21 protein-coding genes are annotated in these 23,885 nt (G+C 71.9%); 12 read left to right on the top strand and 9 right to left on the bottom strand.

Annotated elements, in window-relative coordinates; genetic code table 11:
• Window positions 1–2: 2 nt before the first annotated feature.
• Window positions 3–635 carry a response regulator gene (locus ACWD6R_RS06265; protein WP_451817716.1) on the top strand — a complete coding sequence of 211 codons (633 nt, stop codon included), beginning with the start codon at window positions 3–5 and terminating at the stop codon, window positions 633–635.
• 47 nt (window positions 636–682) lie between these two features.
• On the opposite strand, the gene ACWD6R_RS06260 is transcribed toward ACWD6R_RS06265, so the two are convergent.
• From ACWD6R_RS06260 to ACWD6R_RS06250, 3 genes are read right to left on the bottom strand one after another with little or no spacing between them, the layout of a single operon-like run.
• Entirely contained in the window at window positions 683–2,209 is a 1,527-nt protein-coding gene (locus tag ACWD6R_RS06260; protein WP_451817652.1) for an MFS transporter, read from the bottom strand.
• A complete protein-coding gene (locus ACWD6R_RS06255) occupies window positions 2,206–3,456 on the bottom strand; it encodes a lipid-transfer protein (protein ID WP_451817651.1) in 1,251 nt (416 codons plus the stop codon). Before ACWD6R_RS06255 ends, ACWD6R_RS06260 begins: the two co-directional genes overlap by 4 nt.
• Before the next feature lie 17 nt (window positions 3,457–3,473).
• On the bottom strand, window positions 3,474–5,648 hold the full coding sequence (locus ACWD6R_RS06250) for an acyl-CoA dehydrogenase (RefSeq protein WP_451817650.1): 2,175 nt from the start codon (window positions 5,646–5,648) through the stop codon (window positions 3,474–3,476).
• Between the two features lie 520 nt (window positions 5,649–6,168).
• Here ACWD6R_RS06250 and ACWD6R_RS06245 point away from each other — a divergent pair.
• The 4 genes from ACWD6R_RS06245 (at window position 6,169) to ACWD6R_RS06230 (ending at window position 9,889) form a co-directional block, all read left to right on the top strand.
• Complete coding sequence (locus ACWD6R_RS06245) at window positions 6,169–6,756, top strand: class I SAM-dependent methyltransferase (RefSeq protein WP_451817715.1); 588 nt, start codon at window positions 6,169–6,171, stop codon at window positions 6,754–6,756.
• 21 nt (window positions 6,757–6,777) lie between these two features.
• Window positions 6,778–7,728 carry an N-acetylmuramoyl-L-alanine amidase gene (locus ACWD6R_RS06240; protein ID WP_451817649.1) on the top strand — a complete coding sequence of 317 codons (951 nt, stop codon included), beginning with the start codon at window positions 6,778–6,780 and terminating at the stop codon, window positions 7,726–7,728.
• A 209-nt stretch (window positions 7,729–7,937) separates the two neighbouring features.
• Window positions 7,938–8,759 carry a hypothetical protein gene (locus ACWD6R_RS06235; protein WP_451817648.1) on the top strand — a complete coding sequence of 274 codons (822 nt, stop codon included), beginning with the start codon at window positions 7,938–7,940 and terminating at the stop codon, window positions 8,757–8,759.
• A 116-nt stretch (window positions 8,760–8,875) separates the two neighbouring features.
• Entirely contained in the window at window positions 8,876–9,889 is a 1,014-nt protein-coding gene (locus ACWD6R_RS06230) for an LLM class F420-dependent oxidoreductase (protein ID WP_451817647.1), read from the top strand.
• Between the two features lie 142 nt (window positions 9,890–10,031).
• On the opposite strand, the gene ACWD6R_RS06225 is transcribed toward ACWD6R_RS06230, so the two are convergent.
• The 4 genes from ACWD6R_RS06225 to ACWD6R_RS06210 form a co-directional block, all read right to left on the bottom strand.
• Window positions 10,032–10,583 carry a hypothetical protein gene (locus ACWD6R_RS06225; RefSeq protein WP_451817646.1) on the bottom strand — a complete coding sequence of 184 codons (552 nt, stop codon included), beginning with the start codon at window positions 10,581–10,583 and terminating at the stop codon, window positions 10,032–10,034.
• A gap of 205 nt (window positions 10,584–10,788) precedes the next feature.
• Entirely contained in the window at window positions 10,789–11,877 is a 1,089-nt protein-coding gene (locus ACWD6R_RS06220; protein WP_451817645.1) for a prenyltransferase, read from the bottom strand.
• Window positions 11,874–12,641: a class I SAM-dependent methyltransferase gene (locus tag ACWD6R_RS06215; protein ID WP_451817644.1), complete on the bottom strand. Its 768-nt coding sequence runs from the start codon at window positions 12,639–12,641 to the stop codon at window positions 11,874–11,876. The genes ACWD6R_RS06220 and ACWD6R_RS06215 overlap by 4 nt, the downstream gene beginning before the upstream one ends.
• 70 nt (window positions 12,642–12,711) lie before the next feature.
• Window positions 12,712–14,043 (bottom strand): glycosyltransferase family 4 protein, encoded by a 1,332-nt coding sequence (locus tag ACWD6R_RS06210; protein WP_451817643.1) that lies wholly within the window; start codon window positions 14,041–14,043, stop codon window positions 12,712–12,714.
• A 228-nt stretch (window positions 14,044–14,271) separates the two neighbouring features.
• Between ACWD6R_RS06210 and ACWD6R_RS06205 the strand changes: the two genes are divergently transcribed.
• From ACWD6R_RS06205 to ACWD6R_RS06175, 7 genes are all read left to right on the top strand, one after another.
• Window positions 14,272–14,880, top strand: coding sequence for a TetR family transcriptional regulator (locus ACWD6R_RS06205; protein ID WP_451817642.1), 609 nt, complete (start codon window positions 14,272–14,274; stop codon window positions 14,878–14,880).
• 311 nt (window positions 14,881–15,191) lie between these two features.
• Window positions 15,192–16,439, top strand: coding sequence for a substrate-binding domain-containing protein (locus tag ACWD6R_RS06200; protein WP_451817641.1), 1,248 nt, complete (start codon window positions 15,192–15,194; stop codon window positions 16,437–16,439).
• Between the two features lie 3 nt (window positions 16,440–16,442).
• Window positions 16,443–17,234, top strand: a complete 792-nt coding sequence (locus ACWD6R_RS06195) for an ABC transporter ATP-binding protein (protein ID WP_451817640.1) — start codon at window positions 16,443–16,445, stop codon at window positions 17,232–17,234.
• Window positions 17,231–17,983, top strand: a complete 753-nt coding sequence (locus tag ACWD6R_RS06190) for an ABC transporter ATP-binding protein (protein ID WP_451817639.1) — start codon at window positions 17,231–17,233, stop codon at window positions 17,981–17,983. The genes ACWD6R_RS06195 and ACWD6R_RS06190 overlap by 4 nt, the downstream gene beginning before the upstream one ends.
• The gene (locus ACWD6R_RS06185; RefSeq protein WP_451817638.1) at window positions 17,983–18,870 is read left to right on the top strand and encodes a branched-chain amino acid ABC transporter permease; all 888 of its coding nucleotides are present in this window, start codon (window positions 17,983–17,985) and stop codon (window positions 18,868–18,870) included. The genes ACWD6R_RS06190 and ACWD6R_RS06185 overlap by 1 nt, the downstream gene beginning before the upstream one ends.
• Complete coding sequence (locus ACWD6R_RS06180; protein WP_451817637.1) at window positions 18,867–20,018, top strand: branched-chain amino acid ABC transporter permease; 1,152 nt, start codon at window positions 18,867–18,869, stop codon at window positions 20,016–20,018. Before ACWD6R_RS06185 ends, ACWD6R_RS06180 begins: the two co-directional genes overlap by 4 nt.
• Window positions 20,015–20,923, top strand: coding sequence for an alpha/beta fold hydrolase (locus tag ACWD6R_RS06175; RefSeq protein ID WP_451817636.1), 909 nt, complete (start codon window positions 20,015–20,017; stop codon window positions 20,921–20,923). The genes ACWD6R_RS06180 and ACWD6R_RS06175 overlap by 4 nt, the downstream gene beginning before the upstream one ends.
• Window positions 20,924–20,994: 71 nt before the next feature.
• Here ACWD6R_RS06175 and ACWD6R_RS06170 read toward each other — a convergent pair whose 3' ends face one another.
• Window positions 20,995–22,971, bottom strand: coding sequence for a helix-turn-helix domain-containing protein (locus ACWD6R_RS06170; RefSeq protein WP_451817635.1), 1,977 nt, complete (start codon window positions 22,969–22,971; stop codon window positions 20,995–20,997).
• Window positions 22,972–23,000: 29 nt separating this feature from the next.
• On the bottom strand, window positions 23,001–23,843 hold the full coding sequence (locus tag ACWD6R_RS06165; RefSeq protein WP_451817634.1) for a 3-hydroxybutyrate dehydrogenase: 843 nt from the start codon (window positions 23,841–23,843) through the stop codon (window positions 23,001–23,003).
• Window positions 23,844–23,885: the final 42 nt, after the last annotated feature.

Genomic DNA, 23,885 nt, shown 5'->3' with positions numbered 1-23,885 from the left:
AGATGCCGCAGGATCACCGTCCGACCAAGTCCGTACGCGTTCTGCTCGCCGAGGACCAGGGCATGATGCGCGGCGCGCTCGCCCTGCTGCTCGGGCTCGAACCGGACATCGAGGTCGTGGCCCAGGTGGCCGCCGGGGACGAGATCGTGGACGCCGCGCTGCTGTCCCGTCCCGATGTGGCACTCCTCGACATCGAACTCCCGGGCCGCAGCGGACTGGACGCCGCCGCCGACCTGCGCGAGGAGGTACCGGACTGCCGGGTGGTGATCCTCACCACCTTCGGGCGTCCCGGCTATCTGCGCCGCGCGATGGAGGCCGGCGCGGCGGGGTTCCTGGTCAAGGACGGCCCGGTCGAGGAGCTCGCGGTGGCGATCCGCCGGGTGCTGACCGGCGAGACCGTCATCGACCCCGCCCTCGCCGCGGCCGCCCTGAGCGCGGGCCCCAGCCCGCTCACGGCACGGGAACGGGACGCGCTGAACGCGTCGGTGGACGGGGCGACGGTCTCTGACATCGCGGCGAAGCTGCATCTGTCCGAGTCGACGGTACGTAACTACCTGTCGTCGGCGATCGGGAAGACAGGGACGCGGAACCGCATGGAGGCGGTGCGGGCGGCGCGGCAGCAGGGCTGGCTGTAGGAGGTGTTCGCAGGAGGGGCGCCGGGCGTGGCCGGCGCCCCCTGCCCTCAATCGCCGGACGGGCTCGACATGCCCGACGGGCTCGACGCGCGGGACGGAGTCGACGGGCTCGACGGGCTTGACGTGGCCGACGGGCCGGATCTTCCGGAGTGCGACGAGCGGTGGCGCGGCAGCCACAGGGCCATCAGCAGCAGTCCGCCCAGCAGGACCGTGCCGGCGGTCCGGAACGCCAGCGCGAACCCTGCGGTCAGCTCCTCCGCCCCGGTGCCGCCCCCGGTCCGTGCCGCCGCGAGCGTGGAGAGCACGGCGAGACCCAGCGCACCGCCCATCGTGCGCGAGGTGTTGACCAGCCCGGAGACCAGACCGGCGTCCCCGGGCGCCGCGCCCGAGGTGGCGAGGGAGGCGAGTGGGGTGGACGCGAACCCCGCACCTGCCATCATCAGGATGCCGGGCCCGCAGATCGACGTGAGGTACGAGCCGTCCGCGCCCATCGTGGACTGCCAGCCGAAGCCCGTGGCGGTGATCGCCAGACCGATCAGGACGAGGTTCTTCGCGCCGACCCGTGCCATGATCCGCGGCGCGAACGTCGAGCCGAGCACGACCGCCAACGAGGTGGGCAACAGGGCCAATCCGGCCTGCATCGGCGTGTAGTCCAGCACCGACTGCGCGTACACGGTCATGAAGTACCACATCGAGAACGTCGCGGACCCCATCACGATCATCGCCACGTTCGCCGCCGCCACCGCCCGCGTGCCCAGCACCCGGAGCGGCATCAGCGGCACCGCCGTCCGCGCCTCCACCAGGACGAAGAGGGCCAGCAGCGCCACCCCGCCGAGCAGCGGCACCAGGGTGGCCGCAGCCGTCCAGCCCTCCTGCTCGGTCTGCCCGATGCCGTACGAGACCGTGGCCAGCCCCACCGTGACGAGCACCGCGCCCAGCAGGTCGATACGGTGCCGCCCGCCCGCCCGGCTCTCGGCGAGCCAGACGGTGGCGCCGATCAGGACGAGCACGCCGAACGGCACATTGATCAGCAGGACCCAGCGCCAGGAGAAGAGGTCGGTGAGCACCCCGCCGACCAGTCCGCCGGCCGCGCCGCCTCCGGCGCCGACGGCCATCCATGTGCCGATCGCCCTGGTCCTGGCCGGGCCCTCGGGAACTGCGGCGGTGAGAAGCGTGAGGGTCGCGGGAGACAGCACGGCCGCACCGAGCCCCTGCACGGCGCGGGCGGCGAGCAGCTGCCAGCCCTCCTGGGCGAACCCGCCGGCGAGCGAGGCGGCGGTGAACAGGCCGAGCCCGACCAGGAACATCCGCTTGCGGCCGTATATGTCGGCGGCGCGCCCGCCGAGGAGCATGAACCCGGCGAACGCGATCGCGTACGCGTTGAGGACCCACTGCAACTGACTGGCACTCAGCCCCAGGTCGGACCGCATGGACGGCAGCGCCACATTGACGACGGCCACGTCGAGAATGACGAGGAACTGGCCGATGCAGGCGGCGAGCACCACCGCCCAGGTGCGGAATTTCTGCCGGATCTGCAGGGGCGTGGGCGCCGTGACGTCAACCATGAGGGTCATACTCGCAGGCGCCCTGCGCCCCGTACATCGGTATACGGCCGGGCACCCGGCTCCGCCTGTCGGCGCAGGAGCGTGACGACCGCCGCGCCGCCGAGCCCGATGTTGTGGGCGAGTCCGACCCGGGCACCGGGCACCTGCCGGTCGCCCGCCTCGCCGCGCAGCTGCCAGGTGAGTTCGGCGGCCTGGGCGATGCCGGTGGCGCCGAGCGGGTGGCCCTTGGAGATCAGGCCGCCGGACGGGTTGACCACCCAGCGGCCGCCGTAGGTGGTGGCCCCGGACTCGACGAGCTTGCCGGACTCGCCCTCGCCGCACAGGCCGAGCGCCTCGTAGGTGAGGAGTTCGTTGATGGAGAAGCAGTCGTGCAGCTCGATGACGTCGAGGTCCGCGGCCGAGAGCCCCGAGGTGTCGTACACCTGCCGGGCGGCGGCGCGTGACATGGGCAGTCCGACGGCGTCGATGCAGGTGCCGGAGGCGAAGGACTCTCCGGTGTCGGTCGTCATGGCCTGGGCGGCGATCTCGACCGCCCTGTCCTCCAGCCCGTGGCTCCCGACGAAGCGTTCCGACACGACGACGGCTGCGGCCGCCCCGTCGGAGGTGGGCGAGCACTGGAGTTTGGTCAGCGGGCGGTGGATGGTCCTGGCGGCGAGGATCTCGTCGACCGTGTACGCGTCCTGGAACTGGGCGTACGGGTTGTTCACCGAGTGCCGGTGGTTCTTGGCGCCGACCGCCGCGAGCTGCGCCTCGGTCGTCCCGTACCGCTCCATGTGTTCGCGGGCCGCGTTGCCGAAGATCTGGGCGGTGGGAGGGGACATCTCGAAGCCGTGGGCGGCGGCCATGATCCCGTAGTGCCGGGCGACGGGCGAGGTCCTGAAGTCCGCTCCGCCGTCGGACCCGCTCCCCAGCGACCCGCGCGTCATCTTCTCGAAGCCGAGCGCGAGGACGCAGTCGCTGATGCCGCCCTCGACGAACTGCCGGGCCAGCATCAGCGCGGTGGAGCCGGTGGCGCAGTTGTTGTTGACGTTGTAGACGGGTACGCCGGTCAGTCCGAGCTCGTACGCGGCGCGCTGGCCGGCCGTGGAGGCCTGGAAGCAGTAGCCGACAGGGACCTGCTGCACCTCCTCGTAGGCGACCGAGGCGTCGGCGAGCGCGGCGTTCCCCGCCTCCTTCGCCATGTCCCAGTACTGCCAGTCGCGTGTCTCCGGCTTCTCGAACTTCGTCATCCCGACACCGACGATGTACGCCTTCATGGAGAGGTCACGTCCCTTCAGTCACGCGGGAGGCCGAGCATGCGCTCGGCGACGACATTGAGCTGAACCTGGGTGGTGCCACCCGCGATGGTCAGACAGCGGGACATCAGAAATCCGTGCAGGGCCCGGTCCCCGGGACCTTCCGCGGTCGCGCCCGCCGGTCCGAGCAGTTCCAGGGCGAGTTCGGCGACCTTCTGCTGGTGGGTGGTCTGGACGAGCTTGCGTACCGAGGCTCCGGCGCCCGGCTCCAGTCCGGACACCTGCTGCAGGGTGGTCCGCAGTCCGATGCAGGCGAGCGCGTGTGCCTCGGCGGCGAGGGCGCCGATCCGTGCCCGGTAGGTGCCGTCGAGCTCGCCGGAGCGGGCGATGAGCGCTTCCAGTCCGGTGTCGAAGGTCATCTGGTCGGCCATGTGGACGCGTTCGTTGCCGAGGGTGTTGCGGGCGACCCGCCAGCCGTCGCCCACGTCGCCGACGACGGCGTCGGCGGGCAGCAGGACGTCGTCGAAGTACACCTCGTTGAAGAGGCAGTCGCCGGTGATCTCCTTCAGCGGGCGGATGTCGATGCCTTCGGTGTTCTTCATGTCGACGAGGAAGTAGCCGATCCCCTGGTGCTTGGGGGCGTCCGGGTCGGTCCTGGCGAGCAGGATGCCGTGATCGGCCCACTGGGCGGCGCTCGTCCATACCTTCTGGCCGTTGATCCGCCACCCCTCGGCGGTCCGCTCGGCCTTCGTGCGGAGCGAGGCGAGGTCGGAGCCGGCGCCGGGCTCGGAGAACAACTGACACCAGAGGAGTTCGCCGCGCAGGGTGGGCATGAGGTAGCGGTCCTGCTGGTCCGGTGTCCCGTACGCGAGGAGCGACGGCACCACCCAGGTGGCGATCCCCAGATCACTCACCTTTACTCCCTGCTCCTTCAACTCCTGCTGCACGGCGAGCTGGTGGAGAGGTCCGGCGTCCAGACCGTAGGGGGCGGGCAGATGCGGGGCGGCGTAGCCGGTCGGGGCGAGGACCCTGCGGGCGGCCTTCGGGTCGAGCCCCTGGGCGGCGGCGACGGCCTCGCGCGCCTCGGCGCGGTGGCGGTCGGCCTCGGCGGGGAGTTCGAGGGCGAGTTCGCGGCGCGCTCCGCCCTCGGCCATCCGGAGGGCCCGCAGCCGGTGGGCGTCCCCCGCCCCCAGCAACTGCCGTGCCACGAGCGCCCGGCGCAGATGGAGGTGGGCGTCGTGCTCCCAGGTGAAGCCGATGCCGCCGAGGACCTGGATGCAGTCCTTGGCGCAGCTGTACGCGGCGTCGAGCGCGGTGCCCGCGGCGAGGGCGGCGACCAGTCCCCGTACCTCCGGGGCTTCGTCCGCCGCGCGGGCGGCGTCCCACACCAGGGCGCGGGCCTGTTCGACGCGGACGAGCATGTCGGCGCAGAGATGCTTGATGCCCTGGAACTGCCCGATGGGACGGCCGAACTGTTCGCGGACCCTGGCATACGCGGCGGCGGTGTCCAGCGCCCGGGATGCGGTGCCGCACGCCTCGGCGGCGAGGAGGACGGCGGCGAGATCACGGACGGCCGCGGAGTCGATCCGTACGGCACGGTCCACGGGTACGAGTACGCCGTCGGCCCGGACCTCGGCGGTGGGGCGGGTCGGGTCGGCGCCGCGGTGCGGGCGTACGGTGAGCCCCTCGGCGGCGGTGTCGACGGCGAACCAGAGGGTGCCGACGGCCGATTCGGCGGGGAGCAGGAGCAGGTCGGCGTCGGCACCGGAGAGCACGGGTGGAGCCGTGCCGTCGAGAAGGTGACCGTCCTCGCCCTCCACGACGGTGAGGGTGCCGGGGCCGAGGGCGACGGCGCCGATGCGGGTACCGGCGGCGAGGGCGCCCAGCAGGTCGCTTCCGCCCGCCTCGCCCAGCACCGCCGAGGCGAGCGCGTTCGCCAGGTACGGGCCGGGGAGCGCGGCCCGTCCCGCCTCCTCCAGAACCACGGCGAGGTCGAGGAGTGTGCCGCCTGCTCCGCCGTGCTCCTCGGGCAGATGGATGCCGAGCAGCCCCTGCTCGCCGAGACCGCCCCAGTAGCCGGGGCGCACGCCGGGTGCTGAAGGAGCGCTCGCGTCGAGGATCTTGCGAATCTCGTCCGGGGGTACGGCGCGCGCCAGCCACCCCCGTACGGCCTGCGCCAACTCCCGCTGCTCCTGGGTGATTCCGATGCCCATGTACGGATCCTCGCCGGTCGCGCCACTGGAACGGCGCAAGAGTAGAACACGTTCCAATCTGACGGAAGGTCAGATGGCCGCACGGTTCCGGCCAAGTACCGCACCTTGTCCTGTTCGTACCGCGTTCACCGGAATCCCTCGGACCTCCGGAAGCGTTCAACGTGCACACACTTGGCGGTCAGTGCTGCCCGCCGCCGGACCCGCTGGTCGATCTGCGGACCTCGGCCGAGACGGGTGCGGCCAACGGTCCGAACATCCTGATGCGGTCGATCGGTACGTCGGCTGACGTTCACCCGCTGACGCGCCGGAACACCCTTGGAGCGGCGGGCCGGCGGGCCCACCGCTCCTGCGGCCGCACCGGGTGTCGACCCTGTCGGCGCAAGCCACCCCCGCCGACACCGCCGACCTGCCCATACGGCACGATGAGGCGCCGTTTCATTCCCGTACGACCAGGAGGAACCCCGTGGCCGCCGAGCCCGAGCCGGAGATTCTCGCTGCCTTCCAGGCGGCCAAGGGCTTCATGCCGGTGGTCGAGGGGCTCGCCCTCCACGCGGCCGCCACCGACGCCGCCGCGCTCGGTCTGCCGCTGCTGGAGGTCGGGACGTACTGCGGGCGGTCCACGATCCTGCTCGCCGACGTCGCCCGGGCGGCCGGTGTGACCGCACTCACCGTCGACCATCACCGGGGCAGCGAGGAGCAGCAGCCCGGCTGGGAGTACCACGACCCGACCGTCGTGGACCCGGAGGTCGACCGGATGGACACGCTGCCGACCTTCCGCCGCACGCTGCACGCGGCGGGCCTCGAAGACCACGTCGTGGCGCTCGTCGGGCGGTCCCCGCAGGTCGCGGCCGTCTGGGGCGGGCAGCTCGGCTTCGTCTTCATCGACGGCGGGCACACCGACGAGCATGCGAACGGTGACTACGAGGGCTGGGCGCCGCATGTCGCCGAGGGCGGGCTGCTCGTGATCCACGACGTGTTCCCCGATCCCGCGCACGGTGGTCAGGCGCCGTACCGGGTGTATCTGCGGGCGCTGGAGTCCGGGGCGTTCACCGAGGTGTCGGTCACGGACTCGCTGCGCGTCCTGCGCCGTACCGGAACGGGGATCTGAGCCGCCGGATAGCATCGCGACGTGCCGTACGACACCAGCGTTCCTCCCACCGCGCGCCCTGCACGGCGCCGCCGGACCCTGCTCGCCGCTGCCGCGCTGGGCTGCGTGTGCCTGATCGCGGGCTGCGGCGGTGGTGGTGGTGGTGGTGGAGCGGCAGCGCAGCCGCGCGAGGGCGGTGGTGGCACGTCGTCCCCGCCGTCCCTGTCGCCTTCGCCTTCGCCCGCGAAGAGCAGTCCGGCGGCGAGGACGACCTCGGTGCCGCCCTCCCCGTCGAAGTCCGCGAGCCGCACGGTGTCCGGGCCGCTGTCGGGGAAGACGGTCGTGATCGACCCCGGGCACAACCCGCGCAACCACGAGCACACCCGCGAGATCGGCCGCCAGGTGGACATCGGCACCACGCACAAGGAGTGCGACACCACCGGTACGTCCACCGACTCGGGTTACGCCGAGGCCGAGTTCACCCTCGACGTGTCGCACCGGCTGCGGGCGCTCCTGCAGGCGCAGGGCGCCGATGTGGTCCTCACGTACGACAACGACCGCCCCTACGGGCCGTGTGTCGACGAGCGGGCCCGGATCGGCAACAACGCCCGGGCCGATGCGGTCGTGTCGGTGCACGCGGACGGTTCCGCGGTCGGCAACCGCGGCTTCCATGTGATCCTTCCCGCACTCGTGCGCGGCGGGGCGGCGGACACCTCGAAAATCGTCGAACCGTCGCGCGATCTCGGCACCCGGATCGCCGGTCTCTTCGTCCGCGCTACCGGAAGTGCGCCTTCCAATTACGTGGGCGGCAATACGGGGCTGGACACCCGCAAGGATCTGGGCGGACTCAATTTGTCCACGGTGCCCAAGGTGTTCATCGAGTGCGGCAATATGCGTGACCCGAAGGACGCCGCCCTGCTCACCAGCGCGGGCTGGCGCCAGAAGGCCGCACAGGGCATTGCGGATGGCATCAGTTCCTACCTGCGCGGGTAAGCACATGTAGTTATGCGGTGGTTGTGCGGTGGTTATGCAGGGTTATTCGGGGGGATGACCGTCCAAGGTCCGGGCCAGGACACAACCCGCCCGGGCAGACGATAGATTCATCCGTACGATGCGGAGCCGCCCCCGAGCTTCGCGCCGTGCCCGCCGCACCGGCGGCAGCGACGACCGCCCCGACGAGACGACCGACTAAGGACCTTCACGTGAATATCCGCTCGCTCACTAGAGGCGATGGCGTGGTGATCGGAGCAGCAGTGGTGCTGTTCATCGCCTCTTTCCTCGATTTCTTCTCCTACAAGGGCCTCGTCGACGCGCCGAACGCCTGGGACTCGCTGGGCAATGCGATCGGCGTCTACCTGGTCGGGGTGATCGGTGCGGCACTGATCGTGCTCTCCCATTCGCAGCCCCAGCCCCGCAAGGTCGTCGGCCTGGAACTCGGCCAGTTCGGTGTCGCGGCCACGGTCTTCACCGCGTGGAACATCTTCTGGACGATCATCGACCTCGGCCAGGTCGACGCCGGTGCCGGTCTCGTCCTCGGTCTGATCGCCTCGCTCGTGCTGGCCGGCGGCGCGGTCGCCGCCCCGCTGGTTCCCGCGCTGAAGGCACCCCTGATGAGTGCCCCGCGCCCGCAGGCCGCGCAGGCGCCGTACGGCGGCCAGCCGCAGCCCGGCCAGGGGTACGGCTACCCGGGTGCCCAGCAGCAGCAGCCGTACGGTGCGCAGCCGGGTCAGCCCCAGCCGTACGGTGCCCAGCCGCAGCCCGGTCAGCCCGACCCCAGCCAGGCGCCGGCGCAGCAGGCCCCGCAGGGCGGCGCCGCGCCGGCCGGTGACTTCACGCCGTTCTGGTTCGCCGTTCCGGTGGCCCGCGCGCTGTACGGCGAGGACGGTTCACCGAGCCCGATCGCCGAACTGGCGCCGGGCACCTGGTACCTCGCGGTCGAGCAGCGCGGTCCGGGCCTCATCGCCCAGACCCAGGACGGCCGTCGTGGCGTTCTGCAGGACACCACGGGCATCCAGCGCGGCTGACAGCACTTCCGCTCCGCGGCCCCTCGCCCCTTCCGGGCGGGGGGCCGCTGCCGTACTCTCCGTCCGTACAAAGTGATCTGACGTATCGTCAGTTCGATATGGCTGGAGGGACCGGTATGCGGCTCGGACTCGCTCTCGGCTACTGGGGCCGCGGCCCGGACCCCGCCCACCTGGAGCTCGCCCGCGAGGCGGAACGGCTGGGCTACGACTCGGTGTGGACGGCGGAGGCCTGGGGCTCCGACGCCTTCACCCCGCTGACCTGGATCGCGGCGCACACCTCCCGCATCCGGCTGGGCACCGGCATCGCGCAGATGGCGGCGCGCACCCCTACCGCGACAGCCATGCACGCACTGACGCTCGACCATCTCTCCGGCGGCCGCATGATGCTCGGGCTCGGACTGTCAGGGCCCCAGGTGGTGGAGGGCTGGTACGGGCGCCCGTTCCCGAAGAGCCCGCTGACCGCCACCCGCGAGTACGTCGAGGTCATCCGGCAAGTACTGAGGCGGGAGTCCCCTGTTGAGCTGGACGGGCGGTTCCACTCCCATCCGTACACCGGTCCGGACGCGACCGGGCTCGGCAAACCGCTGAAGTCGATCACCCATCCGCTGCGGGCCAAGATGCCCGTACTGCTGGGTGCCGAAGGCCCGAAGAACATCGCACAGACGACCCGGATCGCGGACGGCTGGCTGCCGCTGTACTGGTCGCCGCTGCGGACCGATGTGTACGAGGCGTCGCTGACCGAGCTCCCCGACGGCTTCATGATCGCGCCGATGGCCCGCGCGCACGTCTGTGACGACGTCACGGAAGGCCTGCTGCCGGTGAAGGCAATGCTCGGCTTCTACATCGGCGGGATGGGACACGCCGCCCGTAACTTCCACGCCGACCTGATGGCACGGATGGGCTTCGCGGAGGAGGCGCGGCGGATCCAGCAGCTGTTCCTCCAAGGCCGCAAGGAGGAGGCGGTGCTGGCCGTGCCGGACGCGTTCGCCGATGAGATCTCGCTCGTCGGACCGCGTGAACGGATCGCGGAGCGGCTGGAGTTGTGGCGCAAGGGCCCGGTGACCGACCTGCTGGTCGCGGCGCCGGACCCACACACCCTGCGCGTACTGGCAGACCTCAACAGCGCCTGAGCGCCCGCCTCAGCGGAACGTCGCACGCTCCAGCCAGAAGTCGATCAACTCCCGGTGCCGGACGATTTCGTCGCAGTAGCGATCATGTGCCAGAAGTGTCATGGCGGCACCCTAGTGCGGCCGTCCCTCTGCTCACATCCGGCTATCCGCCGAGCTGGGAGGCGGACGGCACCTTGTCCTTCACCTCGGCGCCCGCGCTCTTGCCCGCGTCCTTGATGCCGTTGATGACGTTCTCGAAGGCACCGACGTCCCCCGCGCCCGCCTCGCCCGTGCGGAGCTTGTTCCCGAGCCCCTTGAGCGACTCGATGCCCGCCGTCAGCGGCGCGACCGCCTTCGACAGCAGCGGGTCGCCCTTGGCGTTCTCCGCCGCCGCCTTGAGCCGGCTGTAGGCGAACCCGCCCGCGAGCCCCGCCTTGACCAGTGCGAACTTCCGCCCGTCGGCGCCCTTCTTGAACGTGCCCGCACGGTACGGCTTCACGATCCACTGATACGTGGCCCCCGCCGCGAGCCCCGCATTGGCGACGAACCGCGTCTTCGCGAGCTTCTGCTTCTCCGGCGACGCCGTACCGCTCGGGGCCGGGGAGGAGCTCGCACTTTTGCCGGAGCCGTTGCCGCACGCGGTGGCGCCCACCAGCACGGTGCAGGACAGCAGCAACGCCACGAACAGACGGCGGAGCGGTACGGAACTGGGCACAGCGGGCCTCCCTGGACGGGCACACGGCGAGTTCTGCGGAGAGTGACGCGGTTTGGCACTCCCGGCCAGGCTCGCCCCGGCCCGGGTGCCGCGCCACTCAGGAGGCGCCGTCCGGGTTTCAGGCCGCAGAAAGCGGCAACCCGGTGTTCACATCCGCCGCTATTGACCCGCCGGTGAGGGCGCGCTCAGTGGTCCACGCGGACCATCAGGTGCGCGAAGCGTCATCGCAGCAGTCCGGCTCCAGCCCCTTCGGCAGCCGTTCGCCGCTGAAGACCGCTGTGGTCGCCTCGTCGCCCCCCAGAGCGGCCACCGCGAGCAGCAGCGAGCCGGCGGTCCACGTGGTGTGCTCCTCCGGCCAGAACGCCCGGTTGCCCTCGAAGACGTAACCGGTCCAGTACATGCCGCCCTCGGCGCGCAGGTGATGAATGGACTGGAGAATCTCCAGCGCCCGGTCGGACTCGCCCATCACCCAGAGCGTCAGGGCGAGTTCGCAGCTCTCGCCGCCCGTCACCCAGGGGTTGGGCAGCACACAGCGCACCCCGAGGCCGGGGACGACGAAGCGGTCCCAGGCTTCCTCGATCCGTTCCTTGGCGGCCGTTCCGGTGAGCGCGCCGCCGAGGACCGGGTAGTACCAGTCCATCGAGTAGTGGCTCTTGTCGAGGAAGCGCTCGGGGTGGTTGCGGATCGCGTGCGCGAGCGCACCGGTCGCCAGCTCCCAGTCGGGCTGCGGCTCTTCACGCTGTTCGGCGATGGCGAGTGCACAGCGCAGCGCCTGGTGGATGGAGGAGCAGCCGGTCAGCAGGGCGTCGTCGACCGGGGTGCCGTCGGGTTCACGCTTCCAGCCGATCTGCCCGCCGGGCTGCTGGAGCCGCAGGACGAATTCGACGGCCGCGTAGACGGTCGGCCACATCCGGTCGATGAACGCGTCGTCGCCGGTGGCGAGGTAGTGGTGCCAGACGCCGACCGCCACGTACGCGCAGAAGTTGGACTCCAGGCCCCGGTCGGTCGGCCGGTCCGGGTCGCCGTCGTGGTAGGCGGCGTACCAGGAGCCGTCCTCGTTCTGGTGCCGGGCCAGCCACTCGTAGGCGCGTTCTGCCGCGGCGTGCTCACCCGCGGCGTCGAGGGCCATGGCGGCCTCGGTGTGATCCCACGGGTCGAGGTGGTGACCGCGGAACCAGGGCAGCGCGCCGTCCTCGCACTGCACGGCGAGCAGCGCGGCGACGGTCTCGGTGGCCTGCTCGGCGGTGAGCACTCCGGGCAGCACGAGGTGTTCGGTCTGCTCGGGAGTGGTCACGCCTCAGCCTTCGAAAGGTCGTCCGCGGCGGCGGCCCTGGGCAGGTGCGGCTTGGTGGCGTAGGCGACAAAGCTCTTGCCGACGACCGGGTTGAGCAGTTGCTCGGCGACCCGGGTAACGGCCGGCTTCTTCATGATGTCCCAGACCAGCAGCTTGTGGTACGCGCGGACCGGGAGCGCTGCGTCCTTGCCGTCGCGGCCGACTCCGAACGCGCACTTCAGCCACCAGTACGGCGAGTGCAGGGCGTGGGCGTGGTGGGTGCCGTACGGCTTGAGACCGGCGCCGCGGATCTTGCCCAGGAGTTCATCGGCCCGGTAGATGCGGATGTGGCCGCCCTCGACCTCGTGGTACGCGTCGGAGAGCGTCCAGCAGATCTTCTCGGGGCCGTACCGCGGCACGGTGATGGCGATCCGGCCGCCGGGCTTGAGGACCCGGACCATCTCGGCGAGCACGCCCTTGTCGTTTGGGATGTGCTCCATCACCTCGGAGATGATGACGACGTCGAAGGACTCGTCGGGGAACGGCAGGTTGAGCGCGTCGCCCTCCATCGCGGTGGCGGTGGCACCCTCGGGGGCCTCGCCGGCCTCCTTCATCGCCGCGAACCACTTCGCGACCTCGCGGATCTCCTCGCCGTTCTGGTCGAGTGCCACCACCTGGGCGCCGCGCCGGTAGCACTCGAAGGCGTGGCGTCCGGCGCCGCAGCCCAGATCGAGCACTCGGTCGCCTGCGGCGAGCGGGAAGCGGGTGAAGTCCACGGTCAGCACGAATGCCTGCTTTCGCGGTCGGGGGTCGAGGGGGGTCAGGGAGCCGGGACGGCGAGGACGGGCGTCGGGGTCACCGACGGCTGCCGGAGTGCGTGGTGGCGGCGCGGGCGGCGATCGCCTGCCGGTGGAGCTCCGCGGTGCCGATGGCCGCCTGCTTCCAGGTGAACCGGGACAGCACCCGTTCGCGGCCCGCGGCGCCGAGCCGGGCCCGCAGTTCCGGGTCGCCCAGCAGCCGGGCGAGTGCGGCGGCCAGCGCCCCGGCGTCGGCGGGCGGCACGGCCAGGCAGGTCTCGCCGTCCGGGCCGGCCACCTCGGGGATCGCACCGCCGGTGGTGGCGACGAGCGGGGTGCCGGTGGCCATGGCCTCGGCGGCGGGCAGCGAGAACCCCTCGTACAACGAGGGGACACAGGCGATCTCGGCGCTCCGCACCAGGTCGACGAGTTCGGCGTCGCTGATGCCCTTGACGAACTCGACGGCGCCCTGGAGTCCGTACCGCTCGATGGCCTGCGCGACCGGTCCGTCCTCGGCCCGCTTGCCGACGACCACGAGGTGCGCCTGCGGGTTCTCGGTACGGAGCTCGGCGAGCGCCTCGACGAGGTGGACTAGGCCCTTCAGCGGGACGTCGGCACTGGAGGTGGTGACGATCCGGCCCGGCACCTCGGCGATCTTCGGGTCGGGCGACCACAGGTCGGTGTCCGCACCGATGTGCACGACGTGGATCCGGTCCTGCCGCACCCCGAGGTGGTCGACGATCTCCTGCTTGGAGGAGCCGGAGACGGTGAGGACCGACGGCAGCCGGCGCGCGACCCGCTTCTGCATGCGGGTGAAGGCGTACCAGCGGCGCACGGAGGCGCGGCGGCGACGGCTGCCCGCGGCGTCCAGCTCCAGCTGCCGGTCGACGGTGATGGGGTGGTGGATCGTGGTGACGAGGGGTGCGCCGAGATCCGCCAACAGCCCGTATCCGAGGGTCTGGTTGTCGTGAATGACGTCGAACTCGCCCCGGCGGGCGGCGAGATGGCGGCGGGCGCGGAGGCTGAAGGTGAGCGGTTCCGGGAAACCGCCGGTCCACATGGTGGCGAGCTCGGCGGCGTCGATCCAGTCCCGGTACTCGCCGCGCCCGGGGGTGCGGAACGGGTCGGGCTGGCGGTAGAGGTCCAGGCTCGGCAACTCGGTGAGCGGGACGCCCTCGTCGAGTACGGGATAGGGCTGGGCGCCGATCACTTCGACGCTGTGGCCGAGGCGGGCGAGCTCGCGGCCGAGGTGGCGTACGTACACACCCTGACCACCGCAGAACGGGTTGCCCTTGTAGGTGAGAAGTGCGATGCGCAGGGGTCGCCCGTCGGTGCTGCCCGACGAGTGGCCGCCCACGCGGGGGCCCGCTTCTATGGCCTCAGCGGTCACACTCGGCCCCCTTCTCACTGCGTGTCCGCCGGAGCGTAACCGCTCACGCTAATCTAGAACAAGTTTCAGACTGGATCGTTCAATGAGCTACGAATCTACCGGCAGGTAGCGTCGACGCAACGGCCGGATCAGGTGATTCGCGCCACCACCGGGCACCCTGGCATGCTGTGCGCCGCCGGGGCCCAGACGCCTCCCCCGGTCGCGGACAGAAGCCATGGATGGGGACACATGACAGCGGAAGCCAAGCCGGCATCGCCGCCCCTGACGGAACGGCAGGAGGCCCGCCGTCGTCGCATTCTGCACGCCAGCGCCCAGCTCGCCAGCAGGGGCGGTTTCGAGGCGGTGCAGATGCGTGAGGTGGCGGAGGCCGCCGGGGTCGCCCTGGGCACGCTGTACCGGTACTTCCCCTCCAAGATCCACCTCCTGGTCGCCACCATGCAGGACCAGCTCCAGCACATGCACGGGACGCTGCGCAAGCGCCCCCCGGCCGGGGACGACGCGGCGGCGCGCGTCGCCGACACCCTGATGCGGGCGTTCCGCGCGATGCAGCGCGAACCGCATCTGGCGGATGCGATGGTGCGTGCGCTGACCTTCGCGGACCGCAGCGTCAGTCCCGAAGTGGACACCGTCTCGCGGATCACGACGGCCATCATCCTGGACTCGATGGGGCTCCAGCACCCGACGCTGGAGCAGCTGTCCGCGGTCCGGGTCATCGAGCACACCTGGCACTCGGCGCTGATCACCTGGCTGTCGGGGCGGGCGTCGATCGCGCAGGTGAAGACAGACATCGAGACGGTGTGCCGGCTGATCGACGTGACGACGCCGGACGCCCCCTGAGGGCCGGTCCGTCATCCCTGCCGGGCGCACGACGACGGCCACGGCACCTCGCCGCGGACAGCCCCTGGCGAACACGCATACCCCTCACATCTCTGTGCCGGGTGCCCTGACGGACAGCCGCCCGGACGGATGACGGGGCGGTGACGGAGCGCGGTCCCCCCGGGCCGCGCCACCCTGCCCCCGGCTCCGGCCCATGTGCGGCCCCCACATGTACACCGCCTCAGGTGGGGGCTCCTGCACCATGTCGACGGCGGCGCGGGGTTCATACGGTTCGGCGACATCACAGGAATCCCGCCGAGGAGCCGGTCACCATGCGTCGCAGAACCACAGGCACCGTCCACCACCGCAGATCCCTCTCCGCACTCGCCACACTGGCCGCCGCCGGCCTCCTGCTGACCGGCTGCACCGCCGCCGGCAAGGCGGGCGAGACGGACACCGCGTCCGGAAAGGGCGCGAAGGACCAGACCGTCGACGTGGGGCTGGTCTACTCCCGGACCGGGCTGCTCGCGGCCTACGGGAAGCAGTACCGCGACGGCTTCATGGCGGGTCTGGACTACGCGACGAAGGGCACCGGCAAGGTGGCCGGGCACCGCATCGAGGTCACCGAGCAGGACGACGCGGGCGACCCCGGCAAGGCGGTCGCCGCGGCGAAGAACCTGATCGGCAAGGGCTACAAGGTACTGGCCGGGACCACGGACTCCGGGGTCGCCCTGCAGATGGCGCCACTCGCCGCGCAGAACAAAGTGCTGTACGTCAGCGGGCCCGCCGCCACCGACGCCGTGACCGGGATCAACGCCTACACGTTCCGCTCCGGCCGGCAGTCCTACCAGGACATCCTCACCGCCGGGGCGATGCTCGGCGGGGCCGAGGGCAAGAAGGTCACCGTGCTGGCCCAGGACTCCACGTTCGGCCAGGCCAACGTCGCCGCGGTGAAGGCCGTACTCGGCGGCCAGGGCGCGAAGGTGGGTTCCGTGCTGGCCCCGCCGAGCGCCACGGACCTGACCCCGTTCGCCCGGCAGGTGAAGGCCGCCGGTCCCGATCTGGTCTTCGTCGCCTGGGCCGGTTCCACCGCCCCCGCGCTGTGGACCGCCCTGGACCAGCAGGGGGTGCCGAGCGCCTCCAAGGTGGTCACCGGGCTGGCCGGGACCGCCTCGTACCCGGTCTTCGGTGCGGCAGGCTCCAAGGTCTCGTTCCTGGCGCACTACTTCCCCGGCGCGGGCGGCGGCAACGCCGTGGAGAAGGCCATGCTGGAATCGGTGGCCAAGGCGGGCGGCACCCCCGACCTGTTCACCCCCGACGGCTTCACCGCGGCCCAGATGATCGTGCACGCCGTGGAGAAGGGCAGCGCCGCCGATCCCGCCGCCATGGCGAAGGCCCTGGAGGGCTGGAGCTTCGACGGGGTGAAGGGCAAGGAGCAGATCCGGGCCGAGGACCACGCGCTGCTGCAGCCGATGTTCGTGGCGAAGCTGACCGGGAAGGGTGCCACCGCGAAGCCGGAGCTGGTGACCACCGAGCCGATGGACAAGGTGGCGCCGCCCGCGAAGCCCTCGGCGGGCTGACCGGTGGCAGCACCTGACATCACGACGGATCACGGGAGCGCGGCGCACTCCACCGCCCCCGTGCTTCAACTGGCCGGACTGGGCTGGGGCGTCGGTGGGGCGACCATCGTCGAGGACATCACCCTGGATGTCCGCGAGGGCGAGTTCCTGGCCTTCATCGGCCCCAATGGGGCCGGCAAGACCTCGCTGTTCAATCTGATCAGCGGGCTGACGACGGCCACCTCGGGCACCATCGCGCTGGACGGTACGGACCTGACCGGCCGTCCCGCGCACGTCCGGGCCCGGCGCGGCATCGGCCGGACGTTCCAGACGTCCAGCCTCTGGCCGGGAATGAGCGTGGCCGACCACGTCCGGCTGGCCGCCCAGGCCGCCGGGGGCGGCTCGTACCGCGTGTGGCGGCGCGCCTCCCCGTACACCGACGAGGTGCGCGGCGTACTGGAGCGCACCGGACTCGGCCACCGCGCACGGGCGCTGGCGTCCGAGCTGTCGCACGGCGAGAAGCGGAAGCTGGAGCTGGCGGTGCTGCTCGTGGGCGAGCCGCGGCTGATGCTGCTCGACGAACCGATGGCCGGGGTGAGCGCGGAGGAGGTCCCCGCGCTCACCGAACTGATCCGCACCCTGCACCGGGACGAGGGCCGCACCGTCCTCATGGTCGAGCACCACATGGACGTACTGCTGGGACTGGCCGACCGGCTGGCCGTGATGCACCACGGCCGGCTGCTGGCGCTGGACACCCCCGAGGCCGTGACCGCCGACCCGACCGTGCAGCAGGCCTATCTCGGGGAGGGCCTGTGACGACGGAAACCCTGCTCGTCGTACGGGACCTGCGGGTTCTCATCGGCGGACGGCACATCCTGCACGGCGTGGACCTCGATGTCGCCCGCCACGGGGTGACCGCGCTCCTCGGCCGGAACGGCGCCGGGAAGACCACGACCGTGCGCGGCGTCCTCGGCCTCGTCCCGCGCACCGGAAGCGTCCGGCTCGACGGTGAGGAGACCGTGGCACTGCCCACCCACACGCTGGTGCGGCGGGGCATCGGTTACGCCCCCGAGGACCGCGGCATCTTCGCCGGACTGACCGTGGCGGAGAACCTGCGGCTGGCCGAGCGGCGCGGGGCGGGCGCACCCGCGTACCCCCTCGTCCATGAGCTCTTCCCCGAACTGAAACGCCGGGAGCGCCAGTTGGCCGGGACGCTGTCCGGCGGGCAGCAGCAGATGGTCGCCATCGGGCGCACCCTGCTGGGCGGAAACCGGCTGATCATCGCGGACGAACCCACCAAGGGTCTGGCGCCCAAGGTGGTCACCGAGGTCGCCGAGGTGCTGGAGCGGGCCGCCGAGGCGGTGCCGGTGCTGCTCGTGGAGCAGAACCTCGCCGTCGTACGGCGCCTCGCCGCGCACTGCACAGTGCTCGCCGACGGCCGGACCGCCCATCAGGGACCGGCCGGTGAGCTGCTGGGCGACGCGGAGGCGGCGCGCCGGCTGCTGGGCGTGGGGCACGGCCCGGCCGCCCCCGTCCCTTCCCGGAACGCGGAGGAGGATTCCTGATGTCCACCCTTGTGCTGCTCACCATGACCGGACTCGGTCTGGGGGCGCTCTACTTCCTGATCGCGTCGGGGCTTTCGCTGATCTTCGGGCTGATGGACGTGCTCAACTTCGCGCACGGGGCGCTGCTCTCCATCGGCGCGTACGGCACCTGGTGGGCGGCGTCCGGCAATCTGCCGGGCGCGGGCCCCGGCGGTGCGGGCTTCGTCCTCGCGGTCCTGTTCGGTACGGCTGTGGGCACCGCCGCCGCGGTGCTGCTGGAACTCACCGTCGTCCGCCCGCTCTACACCCGGCCGCGCGAGCAGGTGCTCGCCACGGTCGGGGTGGGGCTCGCCGTCCCGGCGCTGCTGTCGGGCATCTGGGGCTCGGACGCCCGGACCTTCCCCGGGCCCGAGGCGCTGTCCGGCACATTCTCCCTGCTGGGCGCGGAGGTCCCGGTCAACCGGCTGGTGCTGATCGCGGCGGCGGTCGTGGTGCTGATCGCGCTGCGGCTCTTCCTCGGACGGACCCGGCACGGACTGGTCGTACGGGCGGGGGTCGAGGACCGGGCGATGGTGACCGCGCTCGGCATCGACGTCCGCAAGGCGTTCACCCTCGTCTTCGCGATCGGCGGCTCGGCCGCCGCGCTCGGCGGGGCGCTCGGCGGGCTGTACTTCGGCTCGGTCGACCCCCGGCAGGGCACCTCGCTGCTGATCTTCGCGTTCGTCGTGGTCGTCACCGGGGGCATGGGCTCGGTGACCGGCGCCGCCGTGGCGTCCGTCGTGATCGGCCTGGTCCAACAGTTCGCCAACTACTACACCGCAGCGGGCCTCGGCGACCTGGCCGTCGTCGTCCTGCTCGCCGCGCTGCTGCTCGTACGGCCGCGCGGACTGACCGGGAGGCTCGCGTGAGCACCGTGACCGGGACACCCGACCGCACGAGCGGAACGCCCGCGGCACCGTCCGACGCACCGGTGCGCGCGAACACGGCCCGGCTGCTGCGCTGGTGGCCGGCCGTCGTGCTGGTGCTGCTGATCGTCGCTCCGTACAGCGCCCTGCCGTTGCCGGGACTGCTCGACGGCCCGCTGGGCAGTCCGGGCAGCCTGCAACTCCTCGCCACCTGCCTGTTGTTCGGCGCCCTGGCCACCGGCTACGACCTGCTGCTCGGCCGGACCGGGCTGCTCTCCTTCGGGCATGCCCTGTACTTCGCGGCGGGCAGCTACGCCACCAACACCATCATGCTGGAGGCCGGACTGCCGTTCGCCGTCTCCGCGCCGGTCGGCGTCTGCTTCGGGATCGCGCTCGCACTGGTGCTGGGATCGGTGAGCCTGCGCGTCACCGGCATCGGCTTCTCCATGGTGACGCTGGCCTTCGCCCAGGCGGGCTCGATCCTCGTCTCCCGCAACCCCGGCGGCTTCACCGGCGGCGAGGAGGGCCGGGCCGCGCCCGCCGAGCTGCTGCCGTCCGGGCTCGTGGGCATCGAGCACACGGCAAACCTGTACTGGGTCGCGCTCGGCTATCTCGTCCTCACCCTGGCCGTCGTCCACTGGGCGGTCCGCTCCCCGACGGGGCGCGTCTGGGAGGGCATCAAGGAGAACGAGCGCCGGGTGGAGGTGCTGGGGCTGAAGCCGTACGGGTTCAAGCTGACGGCGTTCGTCCTGGCCGGTGCGCTGGCCGCGCTCGGCGGGCTCGTCCATCTGCTGCTCACCGGCGGCTCCACCCCCCAGACGACGACGTCGGACTTCACGCTGTCGCTGCTCGTGATGGTGGTGCTGGGTGGCTCGGGCACCCGCTGGGGGCCGATGGCCGGCGGCATCCTCTACACGTGGGCCGACCACCGGCTCGGCGATCTCGCCGGATCGGGTGCGGTCGCCGACCTTCCCGCGGTGCTGCGGGTACCGCTCTCCCAGCCGCTGTTCCTGCTCGGCGTGCTGTTCGTGGCCGTCGTACACCTGCTGCCCGGCGGCCTGGCCCGGCTGCCGTCCCGGCTGGTGCCGCGCCGCGGCCCCGCCGACGAAACACCCCCGAAGCGCGCCCGGAAGGAGAACGGACAGCCGTGATTCCGTACGAAGAGATTCAGGTCCCCGTGAACGGCGGCGAGTTGGCGGTACTGAGGTGGCCGGCCCGGGAGCCGGACGCCCCGGTCGTCGTCGCCCTGCACGGCATCACGGCCAACGCACTGTCCTGGGGCCCGGTGGCCGGGCTACTCGCCGGCCACGTCACCCTGATCGCCCCGGATCTGCGTGGCAGGGCCGGGAGTTCCGCCCTGCCGGGGCCATACGGGATCGCCCAGCACGCCGATGACGTCGCCGCGCTGACGGAGGCCCTGGGCCTGGGCCTGGGCCGGGTTGTGCTGGCGGGCCATTCTATGGGCGCGTTCGTGACGGCGCTGGCCGCCGTACGGCACCCGGAGCGGTTCGGGCCGCTGCTGCTGGTCGACGGCGGCATCGGCTTCCCCGCCCCCACGCATCTCTCCCCGGACGAGCTGCTGACCGCCGTGATCGGCCCGGCCATGGACCGGCTGTCGATGACCTTCCCGGACCGGGCCGCGTACCGCTCCTTCTGGCAGGCGCACCCCGCGTTCGCGGATGCCTGGTCGGCCGAGGTGGACGCGTACATCCAGCGCGATCTGACCGGGGCCGAACCCGCCATGCACTCCACCTGCCGGATCGAGGCCGTACGCGCCGACGGCATCGGCCTCTTCGACGAGGAGGCGCTGACGGCGGTACGGAAGCTACCGGTCCCGGCGACGCTGCTGTGGGCGCAGCGGGGCCTGATGAACGAGGAGCAGGGCCTGTACGACGAGACCCGCCTGGCGGCGGCGGACCTCGGGGGGACCGGGGTGACGCCGGTACCGGTACGGAACGTCAACCACTACACACTGCTGACGGGAGAAGCGGGCGGCAACGAGATCGCCGGCCACTTGCTGACGATGTCCGGCGCCTCCGGCCTGTCCGGCGCTTGAGGACATCTCTTCAGCCGTCCGGCGCTTGAGGACACGGACAGCGGAACCCGCCCCAAGCGGCCGGACGGCCACTACCGCTCCCGCCCACCCGTCAACGCATTCAACCGCAGAGCGAGTTGCAGCTCCAGCGCCCGCCCGGGCTCGTTCCAGTCCCGCCCCAGCAGCACCTGCACCCGGTCCAGCCGCTGCACCACCGTGTTGACGTGCACGTGGAGTTCGTCCTTGGCGCGGATGAGGCTGCCCCCGGACCCGAAATAGGCGCCGAGCGTCCGCACGAGATGGGTGCCGCGCTGCGCGTCGTACTCCAGCAAGGGCCCCAGCGTCGCCGAGACGAAGCCGTCGACGTCCTGGGCGTTGCCCAACACAACGCCCAGGAAACCGAGTTCCTCGACGCACGCGCCTTCCCCCGTACGCCCCAGGACCCGCATGGCGCGCAGGCAGCGGGCGGCCTCCCCGTATGCGGAGGCCAGCTCCCGGGCGCCGCGGGCCGGTCCGGTGGCGGCGACGGTGACGGGGGCCTGGATCAGCTGCCCGAGCTGTGCCGCCGCCGCGCGCGCCGCGTCACCGGCGGCCGGGCCGCGGTCACCGGTATCGATCAACAGCACCACGTTCCCGGCGTGTTCGGCGCTCACCCCGTGGATGTCACCGCCGAACAGATAGCGCATCGCGGCAGGGGCCAGCCGCTCCCGGGTGCCGCTCTCGGCCACCAGCAGCAGATGCGGGCGGTCGAGGTCGATGCCGAGGCGCCGGCCGCGTTCGGCGAGCCCGGCCGGGTCGCGGTCCGCGTCGGTGAGCAGGTCGCTGATCAGCTCCCCGCGGATCCGGTTCTCGGTCTCCGCGACCGTGCGCCGCAACAGCAGCAGGAGACCCGTGACCACCGAGGCACGCTCGAACAGCCGCCGGTCGGAGTCGTCGAGCGGTGCGCGGCGGTGCAGGACCAGGCCGGCCAAGAGTTCCTGCCCGGCGAGGACGGCGCAGATCACCCGCCCGTCGCGGTGCACGGCGCGGGCTCCCGTACGGGACTCCTCGGCGGTCTCGGCCAGCCACCCGGCGTCCATGCTGTCGGCGGCGAAGTCCGCACCGTCGGGCCGGACGGCCGCCAGGGGCCGCCCGCCGGGGTCGTGGATGGTGAGCGGGGAGTCCAGCAGCCCCGCGACCGCCGCGGCGACGTCCTTGACGTCGCGGCCGCGCAGCACCAGGTCGGTCAGCCGGTCGTGGGACTCCTCGGCCCGTCGCATGGCCGCCGAGTGGGCCCGTACGGCCGCGTTGGCCTCGGCCAGCTCGGCGTTCGTCTCGGCGAGTTCGTCCAGGGCGGACCGGGTGTCGGCGAGTGCGCGGGCGGTGTCGATGGCGATCGCGGCGTGTGCGGCGAGCGAGCAGAGCAGGGCGACCTCGTCGGGGCTGAAGACGCGGGGCGCGCGGTCGGCGGCGAAGAGGACGCCGATGACCTTTCCCGTACCGCCGCGGCTGGAGCCCAGGAGCAGGGGCACGCCCAGGATGGCGACGAGCCCCTCGTCGAGTACCCCGGCGTTGATGTTGCGGGTGTGGTGGAAGCGCTCGTCGGTGCGGTAGTCGGGGGTGGCGTACGGGCTCGCGGTCTGCGCGACCAGGCCGCCGAGCCCTTCGCCGAGTTCCAGCCGCAGCCGCTGGAAGAGGAGCGACACCGACCCGTCGGTCACCCGCATGTAGGTGTCCCCCGCCTCCTCGTCGGGGAGCGTGAGATACGCCGTGTCCGTGCCGAGCAGCATCCTGGCCCGCCGGACGATCGCCTTCAGTACGTCGTCCAAATCCCGGGAGGCGGCCAGATCGCCCGCGGTGTCGAAGAGCGCGGTGAGCTGGAGCTCGCGGCGCCGGTGCTGGCGCAGGGCGCCCCTGATCCGCAGGGCGGTGGCGGTGGCCGCCTCCACCTCGGCGAGTTCGCCCTCGGGGACACCGGCCGCCCGCGCCTGGGAGGAGACGGCTCCCAGCGCCTCGGCGGGGGCGTCCTCGGCCAGCAGGTCGAGGAGGAGGCGCAGGTGGGGCGCGGCGGAGGCGGACGGTTCAGACATGGGCGACCGGCGTTCGTAGGGGAAGGGGATCAGTTGGCGGTCCAGCCGCCGTCCATGGAGAGGGAGGTTCCGGTGATGTGCCGGGTACGCGGCCCGCAGAGCCACAGCACGGCCTCGGCGACCTCGTCGGGTTCGATCAGGCGCTTGATCGCGCTGCGTTCCAGCATGATCCGGCCCACGACCTCCTCCTCGGAGATGCCGTGCGCACGGGCCTGGTCCGCGATCTGGTTCTCGACCAGGGGCGTGCGTACGTACCCGGGGTTGACGCAGTTGCTCGTCACCCCGTGCTCCGCCGCTTCGAGCGCGACCACCTTGCTGAGTCCCTCCAGTGCGTGCTTGGCCGTCACATAGGCCGATTTGTAGGGGCTGGCCCGCAGACCGTGGACGGACGAGATGTTGACCACGCGCCCCCAGCCGCGTTCGTACATGCCCGGCAGGGTCCGGCGCAAGATGCGGAACGGGGCTTCCACCATGACCCGCTGGATCAGCGCGAAGCGGTCCGGCGGAAACGCGTGCACGGGGGCGACGTGCTGGAGCCCGGCGTTGTTGACCACGATGTCCGCGTCGGCGGGCAGCGTGTCGACCGCGTCGGGGACGGAGAGATCGAGGACCCACGCCGTCCCGCCGATCGCCCGGGCCAGATCCTCTGCGGCGTCGGCGGCCTTGTCCACCACGTGGACGTGGGCTCCCGCGGCGGCCAGGGCCTGTGCGCAGGCCCGCCCGATCCCGCTCGCCGCCCCCGTGACCAGGGCGGTGCGTCCGGCGAGGAGCCGGTCCGTGGGCGACGGCGAGGGACCGGCGGCGAACGGCGGGACGGTGGCCGGGGCGGCGTGCGGGGCGGGCCCGTGATCCGGGCTCTGAGGAGTCTCCATGGTCGTCACCGTAAGGAGGCCGGAGCCCGCGTCACACGGGGT

The sequence above is a fragment of the Streptomyces sp. NPDC005151 genome (assembly GCF_053599875.1).
The sequence above is the reverse complement of the archived record's forward strand: the minus strand, read 5'-3'. Positions and strand labels throughout refer to the sequence as shown.

Bases quoted from the DNA above. Each gene is read 5' to 3' on its own strand.
- ACWD6R_RS06250 (WP_451817650.1), bottom strand. From the start codon at position 5,648: ATGGGCATCGGAATCACCCAGGAGCAGCGGGAGTTGGCGCAGGCCGTA.
- ACWD6R_RS06255 (WP_451817651.1), bottom strand. From the start codon at position 3,456: ATGAAGGCGTACATCGTCGGTGTCGGGATGACGAAGTTCGAGAAGCCG.
- ACWD6R_RS06245 (WP_451817715.1), top strand. From the start codon at position 6,169: ATGCCGGTGGTCGAGGGGCTCGCCCTCCACGCGGCCGCCACCGACGCC.
- ACWD6R_RS06260 (WP_451817652.1), bottom strand. From the start codon at position 2,209: ATGACCCTCATGGTTGACGTCACGGCGCCCACGCCCCTGCAGATCCGG.
- ACWD6R_RS06205 (WP_451817642.1), top strand. From the start codon at position 14,272: ATGACAGCGGAAGCCAAGCCGGCATCGCCGCCCCTGACGGAACGGCAG.
- ACWD6R_RS06170 (WP_451817635.1), bottom strand. From the start codon at position 22,971: ATGTCTGAACCGTCCGCCTCCGCCGCGCCCCACCTGCGCCTCCTCCTC.
- ACWD6R_RS06165 (WP_451817634.1), bottom strand. From the start codon at position 23,843: ATGGAGACTCCTCAGAGCCCGGATCACGGGCCCGCCCCGCACGCCGCC.
- ACWD6R_RS06265 (WP_451817716.1), top strand. From the start codon at position 3: ATGCCGCAGGATCACCGTCCGACCAAGTCCGTACGCGTTCTGCTCGCC.
- ACWD6R_RS06230 (WP_451817647.1), top strand. From the start codon at position 8,876: ATGCGGCTCGGACTCGCTCTCGGCTACTGGGGCCGCGGCCCGGACCCC.
- ACWD6R_RS06185 (WP_451817638.1), top strand. From the start codon at position 17,983: ATGTCCACCCTTGTGCTGCTCACCATGACCGGACTCGGTCTGGGGGCG.
- ACWD6R_RS06200 (WP_451817641.1), top strand. From the start codon at position 15,192: ATGCGTCGCAGAACCACAGGCACCGTCCACCACCGCAGATCCCTCTCC.